We start from the raw sequence: 17,787 nt of genomic DNA, 5'->3' as shown, positions 1-17,787 counted from the left end.
CGTTCGCTTTGGGTCGCGATGCCACTGCGCCATTGCGGATGCTGTACTAATACCTCACCGTTTTGCACACGCTTGCCTGTCAAGGTGACACAGTCCGGTAACTTGGCACGGTTGGTGACAAACAACGGAAGATTTTAAAGACCTTTGTCGGGAAATCTTCCGTTGTTCTTATGCTCCTTCGCTTTCATAAATACCACGGCACCGGTAACGACTTTATCATGGTCGACGACCGGAACCAGTCGGTGAAACTTTCGCAAGCCATGATTGCGCGCCTGTGCAATCGCCATTTTGGCATCGGGGCCGACGGCCTCATCCTGGTTCGCAACCACCCGGAATACGATTTTGAGATGGTGTACCACAACGCCGATGGTGGCGTGGGAACCATGTGCGGCAACGGGGGGCGCTGTACAGTAGCGTTTGCCCATGCGCTGGGCATCATCGGTACGAAAACCCGTTTTCTGGCCGCCGACGGGCCGCACGAAGCCGAAATCCGCGAGGGGTTGGTCTACCTGCACATGCAAGCGGTAGAGGGCATCGATCGCGCTGCCGATCACGTCTTTCTGGATACGGGCTCGCCCCATTACGTCAAGTGGGTGGACAATTTGGCGGCCTACGATGTAGTCGGCGAGGGCAAAGCGATTCGCTACGACGAGCGGTTTGCGCCCGGCGGCGGGACCAACGTCAACTTTGTGGAGCGTGCACCCGACGGGGCCGTGCAGGTGCGCACTTACGAGCGGGGCGTCGAGGACGAAACCCTTTCGTGCGGCACGGGCGTTACGGCCGTGGCCCTCTCGTCCGGCTTGCCGAGTCCGGTGCGCATTTCGACCAGAGGGGGTAACCTGCGGGTGGCCTTCGAGCAGATCGACGGGAGCAACCACTTCCAGAACATCCAACTGATTGGTCCGGCCCAAACCGTATTTACCGGCGAAGTAGACCTGAAACAGCTCTAAATTTTTCTGACCGTTTGGCGGTTTCGTCGAACATTCTCTGTAAAAATTGACGTTATATTTTGTTGCACGTACGGCCACCGCATTTCGGGAGGATTTGCCTGACCGCGCCCCGCTCTGGAGCGACACCTTGCCGCTCCCGCGATATTTTCGATAAAAAGAGCGTACCTTTACTTTCCTATTTTTGAGACTTTCACTAGCCCAGCCACATATATGATTGACGCAATAGTTAAGGGGTTAACCAAAATTTTTGGCTCCAAGTCGGAACGCGACATTAAAGAGCTGTATCCCTACGTAGAGCAGGTCAACGAGGCACATCAGAAACTCGTGTCGCTCAGCCACGACGAACTACGCGACCAGACCTACCAGATCAAAGCCAAAATTGACGCGCATCTTCAGGAAATCGACAACGAAATTCAGGCGCTTCACCAGGAGATCGACGAAAATCCGGACCTGGACATTGCCGAAAAGGAAACGCTGTTCGAAAAGATCGATAAGCTCGAAGAGAGCCGTAACACAGAGCTGGAAAAGGTTCTGCTGACCGTGTTGCCCGAGGCGTTTGCCATCATCAAAGAAACGGCTCGGCGCTTTAAAGAAAACGAAGAAATTCGCGTCAAAGCCACGGAACTGGACCAGGAGTTGGCCGCCCGCCGGCCCGACAGCATCCGCATCGAAGACGGATACGCCGTCTGGAAAAACCGTTGGATGGCCGGCGGTAGCGAGGTGGTCTGGGACATGGTTCACTACGACGTACAGATCATCGGGGGCGTCGTGCTGCACCAGGGGAAAATCGCGGAGATGGCGACCGGGGAAGGAAAAACCCTCGTGGCAACGTTCCCCGCTTTTCTGAATGCCCTCGCCAAGCGCGGTGTCCACATCGTGACGGTCAACGACTACCTCGCCAAACGTGACTCCGAGTGGATGGGCCCGCTGTTCGAGTTCCACGGCCTGCGGGTCGATTGCATCGACAAGCACCAACCCAACTCGCCGCAACGTCGCCGTGCTTACACCTGCGACATCATCTACGGCACCAATAACGAATTCGGTTTCGACTACCTGCGCGACAACATGGCGCGCGATCCGCAGGAACTGGTGCAGAAGAAGCACCACTTTGCCATGGTCGATGAGGTCGACTCCGTGTTGATCGATGACGCACGGACGCCGTTGATCATCTCAGGTCCCATTCCGCGCGGTGACCAGCAGGAGTTCGAAATTCTGCGGCCCCGCGTCGGCACCCTGTTCGAAGAGCAGAAAAAGCTCGTGGGAAGTTTCCTGGTCGAGGCCCGCAAAAAAATCTCGGAAGGCGACGAGAAAGAGGGGGGGCTGGCGTTGTTCCGCGCCTACCGCGGGTTGCCCAAATACAAGCCGCTGATCAAGTTCCTGAGCGAACAGGGTATGCGGCAGATCCTCCAGAAAACGGAGAACTTCTATTTGCAGGACAACGCCAAGCAGATGCCGGAGGCCGACCAGCCGCTGCTGTTCACCATCGAGGAGAAAAACAACACCGTCGACCTGACCGAGAAAGGCATTGAGCACCTGACCAAAGCCAACGAAAGCACCGACTTCTTTATTCTGCCCGACATCGGAACCGAGATCGCCAAGATCGAAAAGCATACCGAGTATTCGGACGAAGAAAAGCTGGAGGCGAAAGAAAAGCTGATTCAGAGCTACACCGAAAAAACGCAGCGGATTCACTCCGTCAACCAATTGCTGAAAGCCTACGCCCTGTTCGAGCGCGACGTCGAGTACGTTATCATGGACGGCAAGGTGAAGATCGTCGACGAGCAGACGGGCCGGATTATGGAAGGTCGTCGGTATTCCGACGGGTTGCACCAGGCCATCGAAGCGAAAGAAGGGGTGAAAGTCGAAGACGCCACCCAGACCTACGCGACGATTACGCTCCAGAACTACTTCCGGATGTACCACAAGCTGGCCGGGATGACCGGTACGGCCGAAACGGAAGCCGGCGAATTCTGGGAGATCTACAAGCTGGATGTGGTGGTCATCCCGACCAATAAACCCATCGTCCGCGACGACCGAGACGACAAAGTGTACAAAACGACGCGGGAGAAATTCAACGCGGTTGTCGACGAAATCGTCACCCTGACGGAAGCCGGGCGACCCGTGCTGGTGGGCACCACTTCGGTCGAAACTTCCGAGTTGCTCAGCCGCATGCTGCGCGTCCGCAAAATCAACCACCAGGTGCTGAACGCCAAGTTCCACCAGCGCGAAGCAGAAGTCGTGGCCGAGGCCGGGAAACCGGGCACCGTCACCATCGCCACCAACATGGCGGGTCGTGGTACGGACATCAAGCTGACGCCGGAATCGCGCGCTGCGGGTGGGTTGGCCATCATCGGTACTGAGCGGCACGAGTCGCGGCGCGTCGACCGGCAGTTGCGCGGCCGTTCAGGTCGTCAGGGGGATCCCGGTACGTCGCAGTTCTTTGTGGCCCTGGACGACAACCTGATGCGGATTTTCGGAACCGACCGGATTGCCAAGCTGATGGACCGCATGGGGTTGGAAGAAGGCGAAGTGATTCAACACTCGATGGTCTCCAAGTCGATTGAGCGAGCGCAGAAAAAAGTCGAAGAAAACAACTTCTCGATCCGGAAACGCCTGCTGGAATACGACGACGTGATGAACGCCCAGCGTGAGGTGATTTACACCCGGCGTCGGCACGCGCTGTTCGGCGAGCGCCTGGAACTCGACCTGATGAACGCGATCTACGACATCAGCGAAGACATTGCCATGTACGCGAAGCAGAGCAACGACTTCGAAGACCTGACACTCAACATAATCCGCGTGTTCGGGATCAACACGAGCCTGACGCAAGACGAATTCGATTCGCTGTCGCTGAACGCCCTGACCGAGCGGCTTTACGAAGAGGCCTACGCTGGGTACCGTCGCAAACAACAGGGGCTGACCGAGCGCGTGATGGGCGGGCTTTCGCGTCTGTACGAAGAGCAAGGCAGTGTGGTGGAAAATGTCGGTATTCCGTTTACCGATGGCAAAAAGCAGTTGCAGGTCGTGGTGCCGCTGAAGAAAACCATTGAGTCGGAAGGAAAAGAGATGATCCGGTCGATGGAAAAATTTGTGGCGCTGGCCTTCATCGACATGAGCTGGAAAGAGCACCTGCGCGAGATGGACGACCTGAAGCAGTCGGTGCAGAACGCCTCATACGAGCAGAAAGACCCGCTCTTGATCTACAAATTTGAGGCGCTGGAGTTGTTCAAACGGTTTATCAGCAAACTCGACGAAGAAGTAATCTCGTTCCTGACCAAGGCCGATATCGCCATCGACCGGCCCGATCAGATGCCCATGCCTCGTCCTGCAATGCGCCCGCCGCGCCCCGCTGCGCCGCTGCACACCAACCGGACGGAGCCGGCTGCGGCCCCTGCGCCGAGCAACGGCGCACCCGCCCCAATGGGCGCGCGGCCGCAAGTGAGCACCAATCGACCTTCGGCGGCGCCTCAGGCACCGGCCAAAGCCAAAAAGGTAGCGGACCGCAACCAGCGCGTATCGGTACGCTACGCAGACGGACGGGTGAAAAAAGACGTGAAGTTCAAGACGGTAGAGCAGGACCTGATGCAAAACCGGTGCGTGCTGATCGAAGCCTGATTCATGCAACAGCTGGCTTCCTACATCGACTACACGGCGCTGCGCCCCTTTCTGGAGCAGCAGGCGTTTCAAACGCACCTGCAAGAGGCACGCCATCACGCCTTTGCGTCGGTTTGCATTCCACCGTATCTGGTACCGCAGGCCGCTGAGTACCTTGCCGGTACGTCCGTAAAAGTGGGTACCGTAGTCGGGTTTCCGCTGGGGTATATTTCGTTGCACGAGAAACTAAGCGAACTGATCCGACTGATTGACGACGGGGCCGACGAACTAGATTTCGTGATGAACATTTCGGCGTTCAAGTCGCAGCAGTACGATTACGTCCGCACGGAAATTCAGCAACTGACCACCGTGGCGCATCAGGCCCGGCGGGTCGTGAAATGCATCCTCGAAACCGCCTACCTGGACGAAGACGAAGTCAAACGTGCGTGTGACCTGTGCGCCGAAGCGCGCGTAGATTTTGTAAAAACCTCGACCGGGTTCGCACCTGAAGGCGCGCACATCCGTACTGTGTATCAGATGCGGCGCTGGCTCCCCGATACCGTTGGGGTCAAAGCTTCCGGAGGAATCCGGACCTACGAACAAGCCATGGCTTTTCTGGAAGCCGGCGCTACGCGCATCGGCACGTCGGCTCTTTTAACTGAAGTTCATCATGAAGTGGAATAACGTTCTCGCCCCGATCCTGCTGGTGGCTCTGCTGGCCAGTTGCAAAACGCCTCAGAAAACCACGGAGCGCGTCTACACTTACAAAGAAAGCCTGGCGGCCTACCGTCCTACGGTTGAGGGCGACGCCGTTGTTGCCAGTGGCGGAGGAGCAGTCGCCGACGTAACGCCTACCCATCAGATTAACGACGAGGTGAATGATCTGATGGAAAAGGCCAGTGAAAAAAACCGGGAGATCCGCTACGCCCAGGGCTACCGTGTGCAGGTGTATACCGGCACGAGCCGCGAAGAGGCCAACAAAGCGAAAGAGCGCGTTTATTATGATTTCCCGAACGTTGACGTTTACCTATCTTACAACCAACCCACGTTTAAACTGAAGGTGGGAGATTATACCGACCGGCTGGATGCGCAGAAAGCGCTGGTCCGGCTGAAAGAACATTTCCCGACGGCCACCATCGTGGACGAACGGGTCAATCTCCCCCAGAGTAATCGCTGAATGCATGGATCTAGCCCGGCAGATTAAAGAATTAGTTGCTCGTCAAGCGGACGAACTGGTCGCCATCCGGCGGCACTTACACGCTCACCCTGAGCTATCTTTTGAAGAACACGAGACAGCGGAGTTCGTAAAAAGTCGCCTGACCGAATGGGGGCTAGCGCCGAAGCCAATTGCCGGGACGGGCGTGGTGGCCCTGATCGAAGGTCAACATCCGGAAAAGAAAACCGTTGCCCTGCGTGCCGACCTCGATGCCCTGCCCATTCAGGAAGTAGACGACCGTTCGTATCGTTCCACGCGGCCGGGTGTAATGCACGCCTGCGGACACGATGTCCATACGACTTCGTTGCTGGGCGCCGCGTACGTGTTGAACCAGTTACGCGACCAATTTGAAGGCACCGTTAAGCTGATTTTCCAACCGGGCGAAGAAAAAGCACCGGGCGGCGCTACGCTGGTAATCAAAGAGGGCGGACTGGAATCGCCACGACCAAATGCCATTGTAGGGCAGCACGTAATGCCCCTGATCGAGGCCGGGAAAGTGGGCTTCCGTTCCGGTATGTACATGGCCAGCGCTGACGAGCTGTACGTAACCGTCAAAGGCAAGGGCGGCCACGGTGCGATGCCCGAAATGAACATCGACCCGATCCTGATTGCTTCGCACATGGTGGTGGCGCTTCAGCAGATCGTGAGCCGCAACGCCAACCCGAAAATTCCGAGTGTGCTGTCGTTCGGGCGTTTCATTGCCGAAGGTGCTACGAACGTCATCCCGAATCAGGTTTACCTGGAAGGTACGTTTCGGACCATGGACGAAGCGTGGCGCAAAGATGCCCTGCAGCGCATGAAAAAGATGGCGGAAGGATTGGTAGAAAGCATGGGCGGCACGTGCGAGTTCAACATTGTGGAAGGCTACCCTTTCCTGAAGAACGATCCGGACCTGGCGCAGACCCTGCGCGGCTATGCGGAAGAGTACCTGGGGGCCGAAAACGTGGTCGATCTGGACATGTGGATGGCCGCCGAAGATTTTGCCTACTACACACATCATGTACCCGCCTGTTTCTACCGGCTGGGCACACGCAACGAAGCCCGGCAGATTACCTCGTCCGTACATACACCTACCTTCGACATCGACGAAAGCGCTCTTCCCATCGGCGCGGGACTTATGGCCTGGCTCGCCATCCGCCAATTGCAGCCCTGAGGCATCCCTACTCCGTTACGGTATGTTAACAATTTGTTAAATTGTGTCTTGGAAGCGTTATCCCGGGACGACACTTTACAAGAATCGTCCGGAATGGCGTAGTTTTGGCTAATTTTTTCGATCCCTGCGACATTGGGCCATTAGTGTTGAATATAGAAAAGAAATCCCGTGTGTTGTCGCACGAACCGTTGATGCCGGAAGCCGCTGAAGACCACGTAGTGTTATCATCGCGGATCAAAACGCTACTCAGACTCCTCTGGATGGCAGTGGCCTTGTATGCTTTTCTGGTAGCGCTCGAAAGCATGGGAAGCGCCTTTCGCCTCCTCAACAGCGACATCGCTCAGGAGATCATCAGCGTAATGGCCAACCCCTTCGTGTCCCTGTTCATCGGGTTGCTGTCTACCGCCATTCTGCAGAGTAGTTCCACCATTACGGCCATGGTCGTGGCCATTGTAGCGTCAGGCACCATCAGCCTCGAAAATGCGGTGCCGATCATCATGGGAGCCAACATCGGGACAACCGTTACCAGCACCATCGTCTCGATGGCGCACATTATCCGCGAGAAAGAGTTTCGGAAGGCGTTTGCAGCCGCTACCATTCACGACATCTTCAACATCCTGACAGCGGTCATTTTGTTTCCGCTGGAGTATTATTTCGGTCTGTTGTCCCATCTGGCGACCGACATTACGCATCTGTTCAACACGTCGGGCGGTAAAAACATCGATTTGGCTTTCGATGTGCTCTCCGTCACCGTGTCGCCGTTAGCCCACTGGCTGGGCGAGGCGATGGTCGGGTATCCGCTGTTGCTGGTGTTTGTTTCTGTGCTGCTGCTGTTTTTTTCGTTGCAGCAGTTGTCGATGGTGATGAAAGAAGTCATCATCGGGAAATCGCGGCGTCGGTTCGATCGGTACGTCTTTGGCAGCGATTTCAAGGCCCTTCTGTGGGGAACCGGCCTGACGGCCGCCATTCAGTCCAGTTCCATCATTACTTCGTTGACTGTTCCGCTGGTTGGTACCGGAAAGGTGAGTCTGAAGCGCGCTTTTCCGTTCATCATGGGAGCCAACATCGGCACCACGTTTACGGCGGTGCTGGCGGCCCTGCCCCGCTCCGAAGCGGCGTTGAGCATTGCATTTGCACACGTCCTGTTTAACGTGCTTGGCGTGATGATTTTCTTCCCCTTTCCGTTTACCCGCGAAATTCCCCTCCGGCTGGCGCAGCGGTTAAGCTTGGCCAATGCCCGCACGCGTTCGGTGAGCTTTATTTATCTGATTTGCGTTTTCTTTCTGATTCCGTTTCTGCTCATCTACTCGGTCGAAGAGCCATCCGTAGGCAATGCGCAGCGGAAAGAAAAGAAACAGACCGTGCTGCCTCAGGACGCCAACCCTACTGCCACTGCCGATGCACATTGAAGAATACCGCGAGTATTGTCTGTCGTTCCCCGGTGTGACGGAAGAGCTGCCGTTTGGGGAAGAGACCCTTGTGTTCAAGGTCAAAGGAAAAATTTTTGCGCTGTCGGGTATTGAGGAATTCGGCAGTATCAACGTAAAGTGCGATCCGGAAAAAGCCGTTGAGCTACGCGAAAAGTACCGTGGCGTGGTGCCCGGCTACCACATGAACAAGCGGCACTGGAACACCCTGCTGCTGCGAGAAGACCTGGCCGACCGCGACATTCGCCAGTGGATTCGCGATTCGTACGAGCTGGTAGTAAGTGGGCTGCCCCGGCAAGTGCGCGAAGCACTGGCCGCCGGCAACTAGCGAAAATTGCCACCTTGGCGACAGGAGGCATTGATATGTTTTGCTTTTTTACATAAATTTGCACCATTGAATTCTTAGAATTCAGTGGAGGGGACACGCAAGTCCCCTCTTTTGTTACGCATCCTAAAATAACGATTGGAACAACGCGAACAGATCGCCGCCATGGTGCAGGAGCACCTGGCCGGCAGCTCCCTGTTTCCGGTAGCGGTAGAGGTAAAAGGAAGTGCGCAACGCCCGAAGGTAGTGGTATTGCTGGACGGAGACTCAGGCGTGAAGATCGACGACTGCGCTAAAGTAAGTCGTTGGTTAGGAGAGCGCCTTGAGGAACTTAACTTGTTCGGGAATGCTTATACGCTTGAGGTTTCCTCACCGGGAGTTGACTTTCCGCTTACACAACCACGACAGTACCCGCAACACATCGGACGAACGCTAAACGTAACCCTGACGGAAGGAGAAACGGTAACCGGTCGCCTGGAGTCAGTGAATCACGACGGGATCGTAGTGCTCGAAACCCGTAAAGAAAAAGGTAAAAAAGCCACCACTCAACCGCGCGACCTGCTTTTTAGCCAGATCAACCAGGCGCAGGTGCAGGTATCTTTTAAGTAAGTATATGGACAGCAAAGTACTCATTGATTCGTTTTCGGATTTTGCCCGGCAAAAAAACATCGACCGGCCGCAGATGATCCGTATTCTGGAAGATGTATTCCGGTCTATGATCCGGAAGAAGTACATCACCGACGAGAATTTCGACGTCATCATCAACGTCGACAAAGGTGACCTGGAGATTTGGCGTTTCCGCGAAATCGTGGCCGACGACGAACCCGAGCTGGACCCGACGCGTCAGGTGAAAATTTCGGAAGCGCGCAAAATTGAGGAAGACTTTGAGATTGGGGAGGAACTGGCAGAAGAAGTGAAGTTGCCCGATTTTGGCCGACGGATGGTGATGACGGCGCGCCAGACGCTGATTCAGAAAGTAAAAGACCTGGAGAAAGACCGGTTATACGATAAATACAAAGATCTGGTGGGAGAAATCATCACCGGAGAGGTATACCAAATTTTATCGCGCGAAATTTTGTTGCATGATCAGGAAGGGAACGAACTGATCTTGCCGCGCAACGAACAGATTCCGAAAGACCGTTTCCGCAAGGGCGATACCGTGCGGGCCATTGTGCACCGGGTGGAGATTGTCAACGGCACGCCGCGCATCATCATGTCGCGCACGTCGCCGGTGTTCCTGGAGCGGTTGTTCGAAAACGAAGTTCCCGAAGTGTACGACGGCCTGATTACGATTCGGCGCGTGGTACGCGAACCGGGCGAGCGCGCCAAAGTAGCGGTAGAGTCGTACGACGACCGCATCGATCCGGTAGGCGCTTGCGTAGGAATGAAAGGATCGCGTATTCACAGCATTGTGCGCGAACTGGAAAACGAGAACATCGACGTCATCAACTATACCGACAACCTGGAGTTGTTCATCAGCCGTGCGTTGAGCCCGGCCAAGATCAGTACCATCAAGATAGAGTCGGAAATGAAACACGTATCGGTGTTTCTGAAGCCGGATCAGGTGTCGTTGGCCATTGGCCGGGGTGGGCAGAACATCAAGCTGGCCAGCCGTCTGGTCGATATGGAAATCGACGTGTTCCGCGACAACGAAGGGTACGAGATCGAAGACGACGTTCCGCTGGAGGAATTCGACGACGAAATCGATACCTGGATGATTCAGGAGTTGAAGCGGATTGGACTGGATACGGCAAAGAACGTGCTTTCTGTCTCAAGAGAAGACCTTCTGCGGCGTACGGAGTTGGAAGAAGAAATGATTGACGAAATTTTTCAGATTCTGAAGCAAGAATTCGAAGAAGAATAGTTTTTAGAAATAAAAACCAGAAATTGCAGAAAAGTCTGTCAGGTGGGAATGCCCACTGACAGGTACCAAATTTAACATATGTCAGAGGTCAGGACCATGCGATTAAGCCAGGCGGCACGGAAGCTCAACGTAGGGACATCTACGATTGCTGAGCACCTGTCGGCCCGCGGCTTTAAGATTGAAAATAACCCAAACTCCAAGATCACTATGGATCAGTTTGACATGCTGGCCAAGGAGTTTGAGTCTTCGGCATTGGCGAAAGAGGAAGCATCGGGCATTACCATTGGGCATAAGCATGGTGAGAACGTAGTGATTAACACTGCGCAGGGGGATCGCCATGATGCAGACGACGATGACCTGATGATTCGTGATTACGGGAACGCCCGTCGTGAGGCGGGATCAGACAAAACAGCTCCCAAATCTGCTCCTGCCAAAGAGGAGAAGAAAGAAGAAACCAAAGGTGAGAAAGAGGTGATCCGTGCCAAACTTCCAGGACTAAAAGTGCTGGGCACGATCGACCTGGATGCTAAACCTGAAGCGGCTCCAAAGCCTAAAGTGGAGGAGAAGCCGAAAGAAGCACCCGCCGTAGAGAAACCGGCCACTCCGGCAGCACCGGTAGAAAAGCCTGTCGCCGAGAAGCCCGCTGCGCCAACCCCGCCGCCCGCCGCTCCCAAAGCGGAGCCGAAAGCTCCCGAAGCGGTAACGCCTCCAAAGGAGGAGAAAAAAGCGGAAGTGCCTGCGCCTCCTAAAGAGGAGAAAAAAGAAGCACCTGTCGCGCAAAAGCCGGCAGCACCGCAACCCAAGCCCCCAGTCGCGCCTCCGCGTGAAGAAAAGCCTGCGCCGAAACCGGCGGCTGAGAAGCCTGCCGAAAAGGCACCTCAGGCCGAAGAGGAGGAAAAAGATCCGGAGCTGATCGAAGCCAAGGCCAAAACCCTGAAAGGGCTGACCGTACTGGGCAAAATCGAATTGCCCGACGATCGCCGCGGTCGTGGTAAATCGACCGGCAAACCGGGGGATGCTGCCGACGGCGACAAGAAGAAGCGGAAGCGGAAGCGCGTTCGTGTTGCCAACACACCTTCTGGACAAGGGAAAGCGGCACCCGCCGGTGGCGGAGGACGTGGTCCCGCGCCCAAAGACAACAACAAAGGCAAAAAGCCGGTCAAGCGCGAAGAGCCTACCGATAAGGAGATCCAGGAGCAGATCAAAGCTACGCTGGCGCGCCTGAGTGGCGGCAAGGGCTCAGGCCGAAGCCGTTCACGTTACCGGAAGGAGAAGCGGTCGGCCGCTGCCGATGCACGCGAAGAGCGGATGATGCAGGAGCAGGAAGCTTCGCAGAAACTCCGCGTGACGGAGTTTATCTCCGCCAACGACTTGGCCTCGCTGATGAACGTATCGGTCAACCAGGTTATTTCGGCCTGCATGTCGATGGGTATGTTCGTTTCGATCAACCAACGCCTCGACGCCGAAACCATCACCATCATCGCAGACGAATTTGGCTACGAAGTCGAATTTTACAAGGCGGAAGATGAGATGCAACAGGCTGAGATCGTCGAAGACAGCGAAGAGGATCTGGTACCGCGTGCTCCGATCGTGACCATCATGGGTCACGTCGACCACGGGAAAACCTCGTTGCTTGACTACATCCGGAAAACCCGCGTCACCGAAGGCGAAGCCGGGGGGATTACCCAGCACATCGGGGCCTACGAAGTGGAAACCGATACGGGCAAAAAGATCACCTTCCTGGATACACCGGGTCACGAAGCCTTTACGGCCATGCGTGCACGGGGTGCGAAAGCAACCGACGTAGTCATTGTGGTGGTAGCGGCGGACGATAGTGTAATGCCCCAAACGAAGGAGGCCATCAACCACGCACAAGTGGCGGGGGTTCCGATCATAATTGCCATCAACAAAGTAGATAAGCCCACGGCCAACCCTGATCGCATTCGCGAACAGTTGGCCGGTATCAACATCCTGGTCGAAGAGTGGGGTGGAAAATACCAGAGTGAAGAAGTCTCGGCCAAATCAGGTCAGGGTATCTCTGAATTGCTGGAAAAAGTGCTGCTCGAAGCTGAGCTATTGGATCTGAAAGCCAATCCAGACAAGCCTGCCGTAGGGACTATTCTCGAAGCCTCGCTCGACAAAGGCCGGGGGTACTTGGCGACCATGCTGGTTCAGGGCGGTACATTGCGCATCGGTGATGTGCTCTTAGCCGGGTCGCACTACGGTCGTGTAAAAGCCATGTACGATCACCGCGGAGGCCGCATGAAAGAAGCCGGGCCTTCGGTACCGGTGCAGGTACTGGGTCTGGATGGTGCACCACAAGCAGGTGATATTGCGAAAGTGTACGAGAGCGACCGCGAAGCCCGCGACATCGCCACGCGCCGGGAGCAGATCCTGCGCGAACAAAGTGTACGCACACGCAAGCACATCACGCTGGATGAAATTGGTCGACGCCTGGCCATCGGTTCATTTAAGGAACTGAACGTCATCGTGAAAGCCGACTTCGACGGTTCGGTAGAAGCCCTGTCGGATTCCCTGTTGAAACTTTCGACCGAGGAAATTCAGGTGAACATCATCCACAAAGCGGTGGGGCAGATCTCCGAGGCGGACGTTATGCTGGCCTCTACGGCCGATGCCATCATCGTGGGCTTCCAGGTACGACCTTCGGTCAATGCGCGTAAACTAGCCGAGAACGAAGAGATCGAAATCCGTCTCTACTCGGTGATCTACGACGCCATAAACGAGATCAAGGATGCCATGGAAGGCATGCTGGCGCCGAAGGTAGAAGAGGTAATCGTGGGCAACGTCGAAGTGCGCGAAGTCTTCAAGATTTCGAAAGTGGGTACCGTAGCCGGTTGTTATGTGACCGATGGGTATATCAAACGGAACAGCCATATTCGCCTTGTCCGCGAGGGCATCGTCGTCTACACGGGTGAAGTCGATGTGCTGAAGCGCTTCAAAGACGATGTTGCGGAGGTCCGCTTTGGCTACGAGTGTGGTATCAGCATCAGAAACTTCAACGACATCAAAGTGGGTGACGTGATCGAATCGTTCGAAGAACGCGAAGTGAAACGGACGTTATAGGTCGTCACACGAATATAAAAAAGCCCTGTCAGCAACGCTGGCAGGGCTTTTTTATGGATTGATCGGTACTAATACGTTCCGCCGATGGTACGTTTGGCCAAGGCAGGGTCCTCGAACGAAGGCAAACGGGCGGGCCTTTCCGTTAGGCCGGTGGTATCGGTCAGGGCACCGATAAAGGCAATCAGGTCCTGCTTTTCCTGCGTGGACAGGTCCAGCGGATCGGGTGCCAGCGTCTGATCAGGGACCTCGAGCCCCAAACCCGTGCCCCCGCCCTTGTTGTAGAAATCAATGACTTCTTCCAGCGTTTCGTACACCCCGTTGTGCATATAGGGAGCCGTAAGCGCAGCATTACGGACCGTAGTGGTTTTAAAAGAATGACGATAGAAAGGAGCACGTTCTTTCAGACGACCGTCGTACCGGCCCAGATCTTCGTCCAAAACAGGATGCAGGGTATCGATTGTGGCTGGCACTCCCAACACTTCTGATTCGGACTCTTCGTAGAAGGGCGGCACCAGACCGGCGAAGGTCGGAGCAAAATGGCAGGTACCGCAGGCGGCTTTCCCCATAAAAAGATTAAAACCTCGTATAACGGCCGGTTGCAGTGTGTCGAGTTCGCCGCGCACATATTGATCGAAAGGCGAGTTAAACGACTGTAACGAAGCCACGTACGCACTGAGGGCTGCGGCAATGGTAGGTTTGCTAAGGGCATGATGACCCGCTTCGGGAAATGCTTCCTTGAATAGCGCAAGGTACTCTGGACTACGCCCGAGGGTTTCGATGATGGTGAAATAATCGTTGTGGAACTCTAGTTTGCCCGTTACAACGTGCTCGAACTGATCTTCTAGCACATCGACGCGCAGGTCGTAGAAATAACGGTCGGCGAATACCGAGTTGAGCAACGTAGGCGCATTGCGCAGCACCGTTCCGTTAAAATCCATCGCTACACTTTTATCCTGTCCGTCGGTGAAGGCGCGTTCCGGCTGGTGGCAGGACGCACAGGAGCGTTCGCCGTTTTGCGAAAGTGCCGGATCGAAAAAAAGAAGCTTCCCCAGTTCGACCTGTGCGGAGGTAGGCGCTGCGTTACGCATAAAGTAATCGGCCTGCAAAAAATCGGCGCTGAACATGTTGTCCGCCTGGTAGTTGGTGGCAAAGCGAGTGGTACGCGGTTGTGTCTCGGGCGTCGATTCGATTCCCAGGGCCAGTTGGGCTTCCAGCGTGGTTTTAAACAAAGGATTCAGATACTGGCGCAGAAAGTAAAGGCGATCGAACGTAGCAAAATCTTGGTGCTGGTCCAGGTACGCAATCGCCTCTGTGTAGTGGGTCTGTAGACGCGTAGCTACGTCGGGAGCGGTGCGCGTCAGCGCGGGAGTATAGAGCTGGGCGTGGTCGGACATGGCCTGAAGGGCCGCGCGCGTGTCGGGCAGGGCGTGCAAAGAGCCGGGCGTATCGAAGCCGGTGATGCCCAGGGCCAGCAGGCGGATCAGCTCAAAGCGGGTCCCTTCAAAAAAGTGACGATCGAGTAGGGGGCGGCGGCGCTGGTATTCAGCCAAGGCCTGAACATGCTGTTGTAGGGTGTGTACCGTCCCAACGAGCGCTGCTTTATCCAGCGTCTCTTCGAACATCAGTTCATCGATTACCTGTAACCCCTTAGGTTCCAAGATGGTAAGGCTCGGCGCGGTTTCCAGGAGCTTGGGTAGCGGCGCGCCGTTGATCTGCCGCTGTACTGCCTCCCGATCCAGGTAATCGATCAGGAACTCAATCCGTTTATAAGCAGTGCGGCTGCGAAAGTACGCTTGCTGCAAGCGCTGGTAAGCACCTGCCGTGCCATCGTAAGCTTCACTGGTCTTGGCCAGCGAAGCCAGAGACGCTTGAAAAGCGGTCAGGTCGCGTACGTAGCGTTCGCGCAGCGCAGTTGTGGGCAGTTCTTGCGTGGTGAAAGCGGTGACCACCAGCGCAAACAGGAGCACGGTAGTCAGTAGGGCGTAGAACGTGCGCATGGCAGCGGGGTAGAATAGAAAGATCCGGTGCAACCACGAAGGCTGCACCGGATACAGTGGAGAAAAACAATTATTGGACGATAAGTTTGCGCGTCTGTCCTTCTGCGTTGCGGACGTAGTAAACGCCGGAGGTCAAGTCCGATACATCGACCGAACGCACCTGACGGTAGACTTTAACGCGGCGTCCCATGTTGTCGTAAATCGCGACGTCGGTCGGCGAAGAGACATTGAGGCGCAGTTCACGCGAGATCGGGTTCGGATAAATCTGGAAGCCAATCTCGGCGTCCAGGGGCAACTCTGCATCCGTAATCTGGGCCTGGTCCCAGCCGGTGATGGCGTACGTCAGCGAGTGGTTGTAGGGAGCAGGGTTCTCGTCGCTGGGGTGTTGTGCATCGACCAGCAGGGTTTTGCCGTCGGGCGTAGGGCAGGCGCCGGTCACTTCCGCGCCCAGCGGCACCACCGAGACACGCACCAGATCGTTGACCGTGGGGTTAGAGATCGCAAGATCCAGCATGAACAGTTCGCAGGTGCGGTTGCTGACGCCTTCGGGCGTGCGTCCGAACGAGGTGCCGTTCAAGTCTTCGCAGATGGTCAGGTACGCTTTGTCGTTGATGTACATCACGTTGATGCCATCAGGGTTCGCCAGATGTTTCACAGGATATTCGGCGTATTCAGGCGACGAAGGCAGGTAAGGCCCGCCTTCCACCACGATGTCGACTTCGCCGGTTGTCGGATCGTACACCAGCACGCGGCCGTAGTAGTTGTTGAATTTGCCCGCCAGGACCGAGTCAATGGCTTCGGCATCGGTGCCTGCAAACGCTTCGCCCGTCATGGCTTCGTAGCGCATCCGGTACGCTTTGGCCCAGTAAGGAGCCATCGTTCCGCCTTTGGCAGCGCCTTCGGCCAGGTCTTTACCCGGTGAGTCACTGCCTGTTTCGGTGAAGTAGATTTTTCCGTCGAGTTTGTTATACGCGACCCATTCGACCCGGTTGAACATCGCCGCGCCTGCTTTCAGCCCATAGGCCGAATCGGTACCGGCCGAAAGGTTGAGCATAACGTCCAGGTCGCTGTTGTCTACTTCTACCCAGTAATCGTCAGGACCGGTAGCCTCTTCGCCCGGATAAGTATACACGTAGAGCTTGCCGGAGGTAAAATCGCCTGGGGTATCGGCGATAAACTTGCTGAAGAGACCGGGCGTACCGTCTTCGCCCAGGTAAACGGTTTTGTTGTCGGGCAGTACCGCACCGCCTTCAAAACCCTGCCGTCCCCAGTTGTATTGCTTGCGAACCGCGCTGGCTGTACGCGGGTCGATTTCTACCATCCAGTTGAAGTTCTGGTACTTGGGAAGCATGGTGCCGTTTTCGCCCGACAGGCCAGCGATGTCGGTCATAAACTCAAAATTGCTGGTATCGGTGATGCCGCCACCGTTGCTGCTGATGGCAGAATTGCTGCCCTGAAACCACTCTTCGGCGGTCCAGATCCGTCCGTCGGCATCTGAGGTGATGCCTCCGCAGTTCATGCCGGTTTCTCCGACGGTGTTCACAAAATCCACGTTGAAGAATTTGCCGATCCGGCTGTCGGGCAGGGTTTGCTCGACAATCACCAGCGTGTCGGTTGCGGCGTCGCGTTGTACTTTGAAAACGGTCATGCCGCCGCCGTCACCAATTTTATCGTCGGCAAGAATCATCTCGTGGTTGACCGAAATCCAGCCCAGATCGCTGGTGCCGCTAGCGGTGTCGGGCGTAAAGCCGATGAAGTCGTGCCACTCTTTGGCGAGCGCAAAACCGTTCGGGTGTTGGGCGTTATCGAGCGTGGCGACCGAATCGAGGCCACCCACAAACAGCACTTGGTACTTCAGGGGAGAAGGGTGCAAAACGACAGAGGTGTTCCAATCTGCCGAATCCGCCATCGAAATATCGACGGGGAACGGGGACTGGCCGTAGGCGGACGTTGCCATGGCGGCGGCCAGTAGCGGTACGTAAAGCTTTTTCATAGCAAGGAGTTCATTGTGTGTAGACACAAAGTTGCTGGCGGCGGATTACCTGTTTTTCATCACCACGTTATATCCTTGTTATGAATAAATCTTCATGAATCGGGCGAGCTGAGGCGAAAAAATCCAAGCGGGTGCATAGGGGGATGGATCAGGCGATCGACCAACTTCGAAAAAGTAAAAACAA

12 protein-coding genes are annotated in these 17,787 nt (G+C 55.7%); 10 read left to right on the top strand and 2 right to left on the bottom strand.

Going from position 1 to position 17,787, the window contains the following annotated elements:
• Positions 1-170: 170 nt before the first annotated feature.
• From dapF to infB, 10 genes are all read left to right on the top strand, one after another.
• Positions 171-950, top strand: coding sequence for a diaminopimelate epimerase (gene dapF / locus BLR44_RS07785; RefSeq protein WP_089681032.1), 780 nt, complete (start codon positions 171-173; stop codon positions 948-950).
• 210 nt (positions 951-1,160) lie between these two features.
• Positions 1,161-4,565, top strand: coding sequence for a preprotein translocase subunit SecA (gene secA / locus BLR44_RS07780; protein ID WP_089681030.1), 3,405 nt, complete (start codon positions 1,161-1,163; stop codon positions 4,563-4,565).
• Between the two features lie 3 nt (positions 4,566-4,568).
• Positions 4,569-5,228, top strand: coding sequence for a deoxyribose-phosphate aldolase (deoC, locus tag BLR44_RS07775; RefSeq protein ID WP_089681028.1), 660 nt, complete (start codon positions 4,569-4,571; stop codon positions 5,226-5,228).
• Complete coding sequence (locus BLR44_RS07770; RefSeq protein ID WP_089681026.1) at positions 5,215-5,721, top strand: SPOR domain-containing protein; 507 nt, start codon at positions 5,215-5,217, stop codon at positions 5,719-5,721. The genes deoC and BLR44_RS07770 overlap by 14 nt, the downstream gene beginning before the upstream one ends.
• A gap of 4 nt (positions 5,722-5,725) precedes the next feature.
• A complete protein-coding gene (locus BLR44_RS07765) occupies positions 5,726-6,913 on the top strand; it encodes a M20 metallopeptidase family protein (RefSeq protein ID WP_089681024.1) in 1,188 nt (395 codons plus the stop codon).
• A 170-nt stretch (positions 6,914-7,083) separates the two neighbouring features.
• Positions 7,084-8,322, top strand: a complete 1,239-nt coding sequence (locus BLR44_RS07760) for a Na/Pi symporter (RefSeq protein ID WP_143017177.1) — start codon at positions 7,084-7,086, stop codon at positions 8,320-8,322.
• Positions 8,312-8,668: an MmcQ/YjbR family DNA-binding protein gene (locus BLR44_RS07755; RefSeq protein WP_089681020.1), complete on the top strand. Its 357-nt coding sequence runs from the start codon at positions 8,312-8,314 to the stop codon at positions 8,666-8,668. The genes BLR44_RS07760 and BLR44_RS07755 overlap by 11 nt, the downstream gene beginning before the upstream one ends.
• A 135-nt stretch (positions 8,669-8,803) precedes the next feature.
• The gene (gene rimP, locus BLR44_RS07750) at positions 8,804-9,274 is read left to right on the top strand and encodes a ribosome maturation factor RimP (RefSeq protein ID WP_089681018.1); all 471 of its coding nucleotides are present in this window, start codon (positions 8,804-8,806) and stop codon (positions 9,272-9,274) included.
• 4 nt (positions 9,275-9,278) lie between these two features.
• On the top strand, positions 9,279-10,529 hold the full coding sequence (nusA, locus tag BLR44_RS07745) for a transcription termination factor NusA (RefSeq protein WP_089681016.1): 1,251 nt from the start codon (positions 9,279-9,281) through the stop codon (positions 10,527-10,529).
• A 78-nt stretch (positions 10,530-10,607) separates the two neighbouring features.
• Entirely contained in the window at positions 10,608-13,613 is a 3,006-nt protein-coding gene (gene infB, locus BLR44_RS07740; protein ID WP_089681014.1) for a translation initiation factor IF-2, read from the top strand.
• A gap of 68 nt (positions 13,614-13,681) precedes the next feature.
• Here infB and BLR44_RS07735 read toward each other — a convergent pair whose 3' ends face one another.
• Both BLR44_RS07735 and BLR44_RS07730 read right to left on the bottom strand, forming a co-directional pair.
• Positions 13,682-15,610, bottom strand: a complete 1,929-nt coding sequence (locus BLR44_RS07735) for a cytochrome-c peroxidase (RefSeq protein ID WP_089681012.1) — start codon at positions 15,608-15,610, stop codon at positions 13,682-13,684.
• A gap of 70 nt (positions 15,611-15,680) precedes the next feature.
• A complete protein-coding gene (locus BLR44_RS07730; protein ID WP_089681010.1) occupies positions 15,681-17,603 on the bottom strand; it encodes an alkaline phosphatase PhoX in 1,923 nt (640 codons plus the stop codon).
• Between the last annotated feature and the right edge of the window lie 184 nt (positions 17,604-17,787).

Source organism: Catalinimonas alkaloidigena, from assembly GCF_900100765.1.
Lineage (GTDB): Bacteria > Bacteroidota > Bacteroidia > Cytophagales > Flexibacteraceae > Mooreia > Mooreia alkaloidigena.
This window is presented reverse-complemented; position numbering and strand designations above follow the sequence as displayed.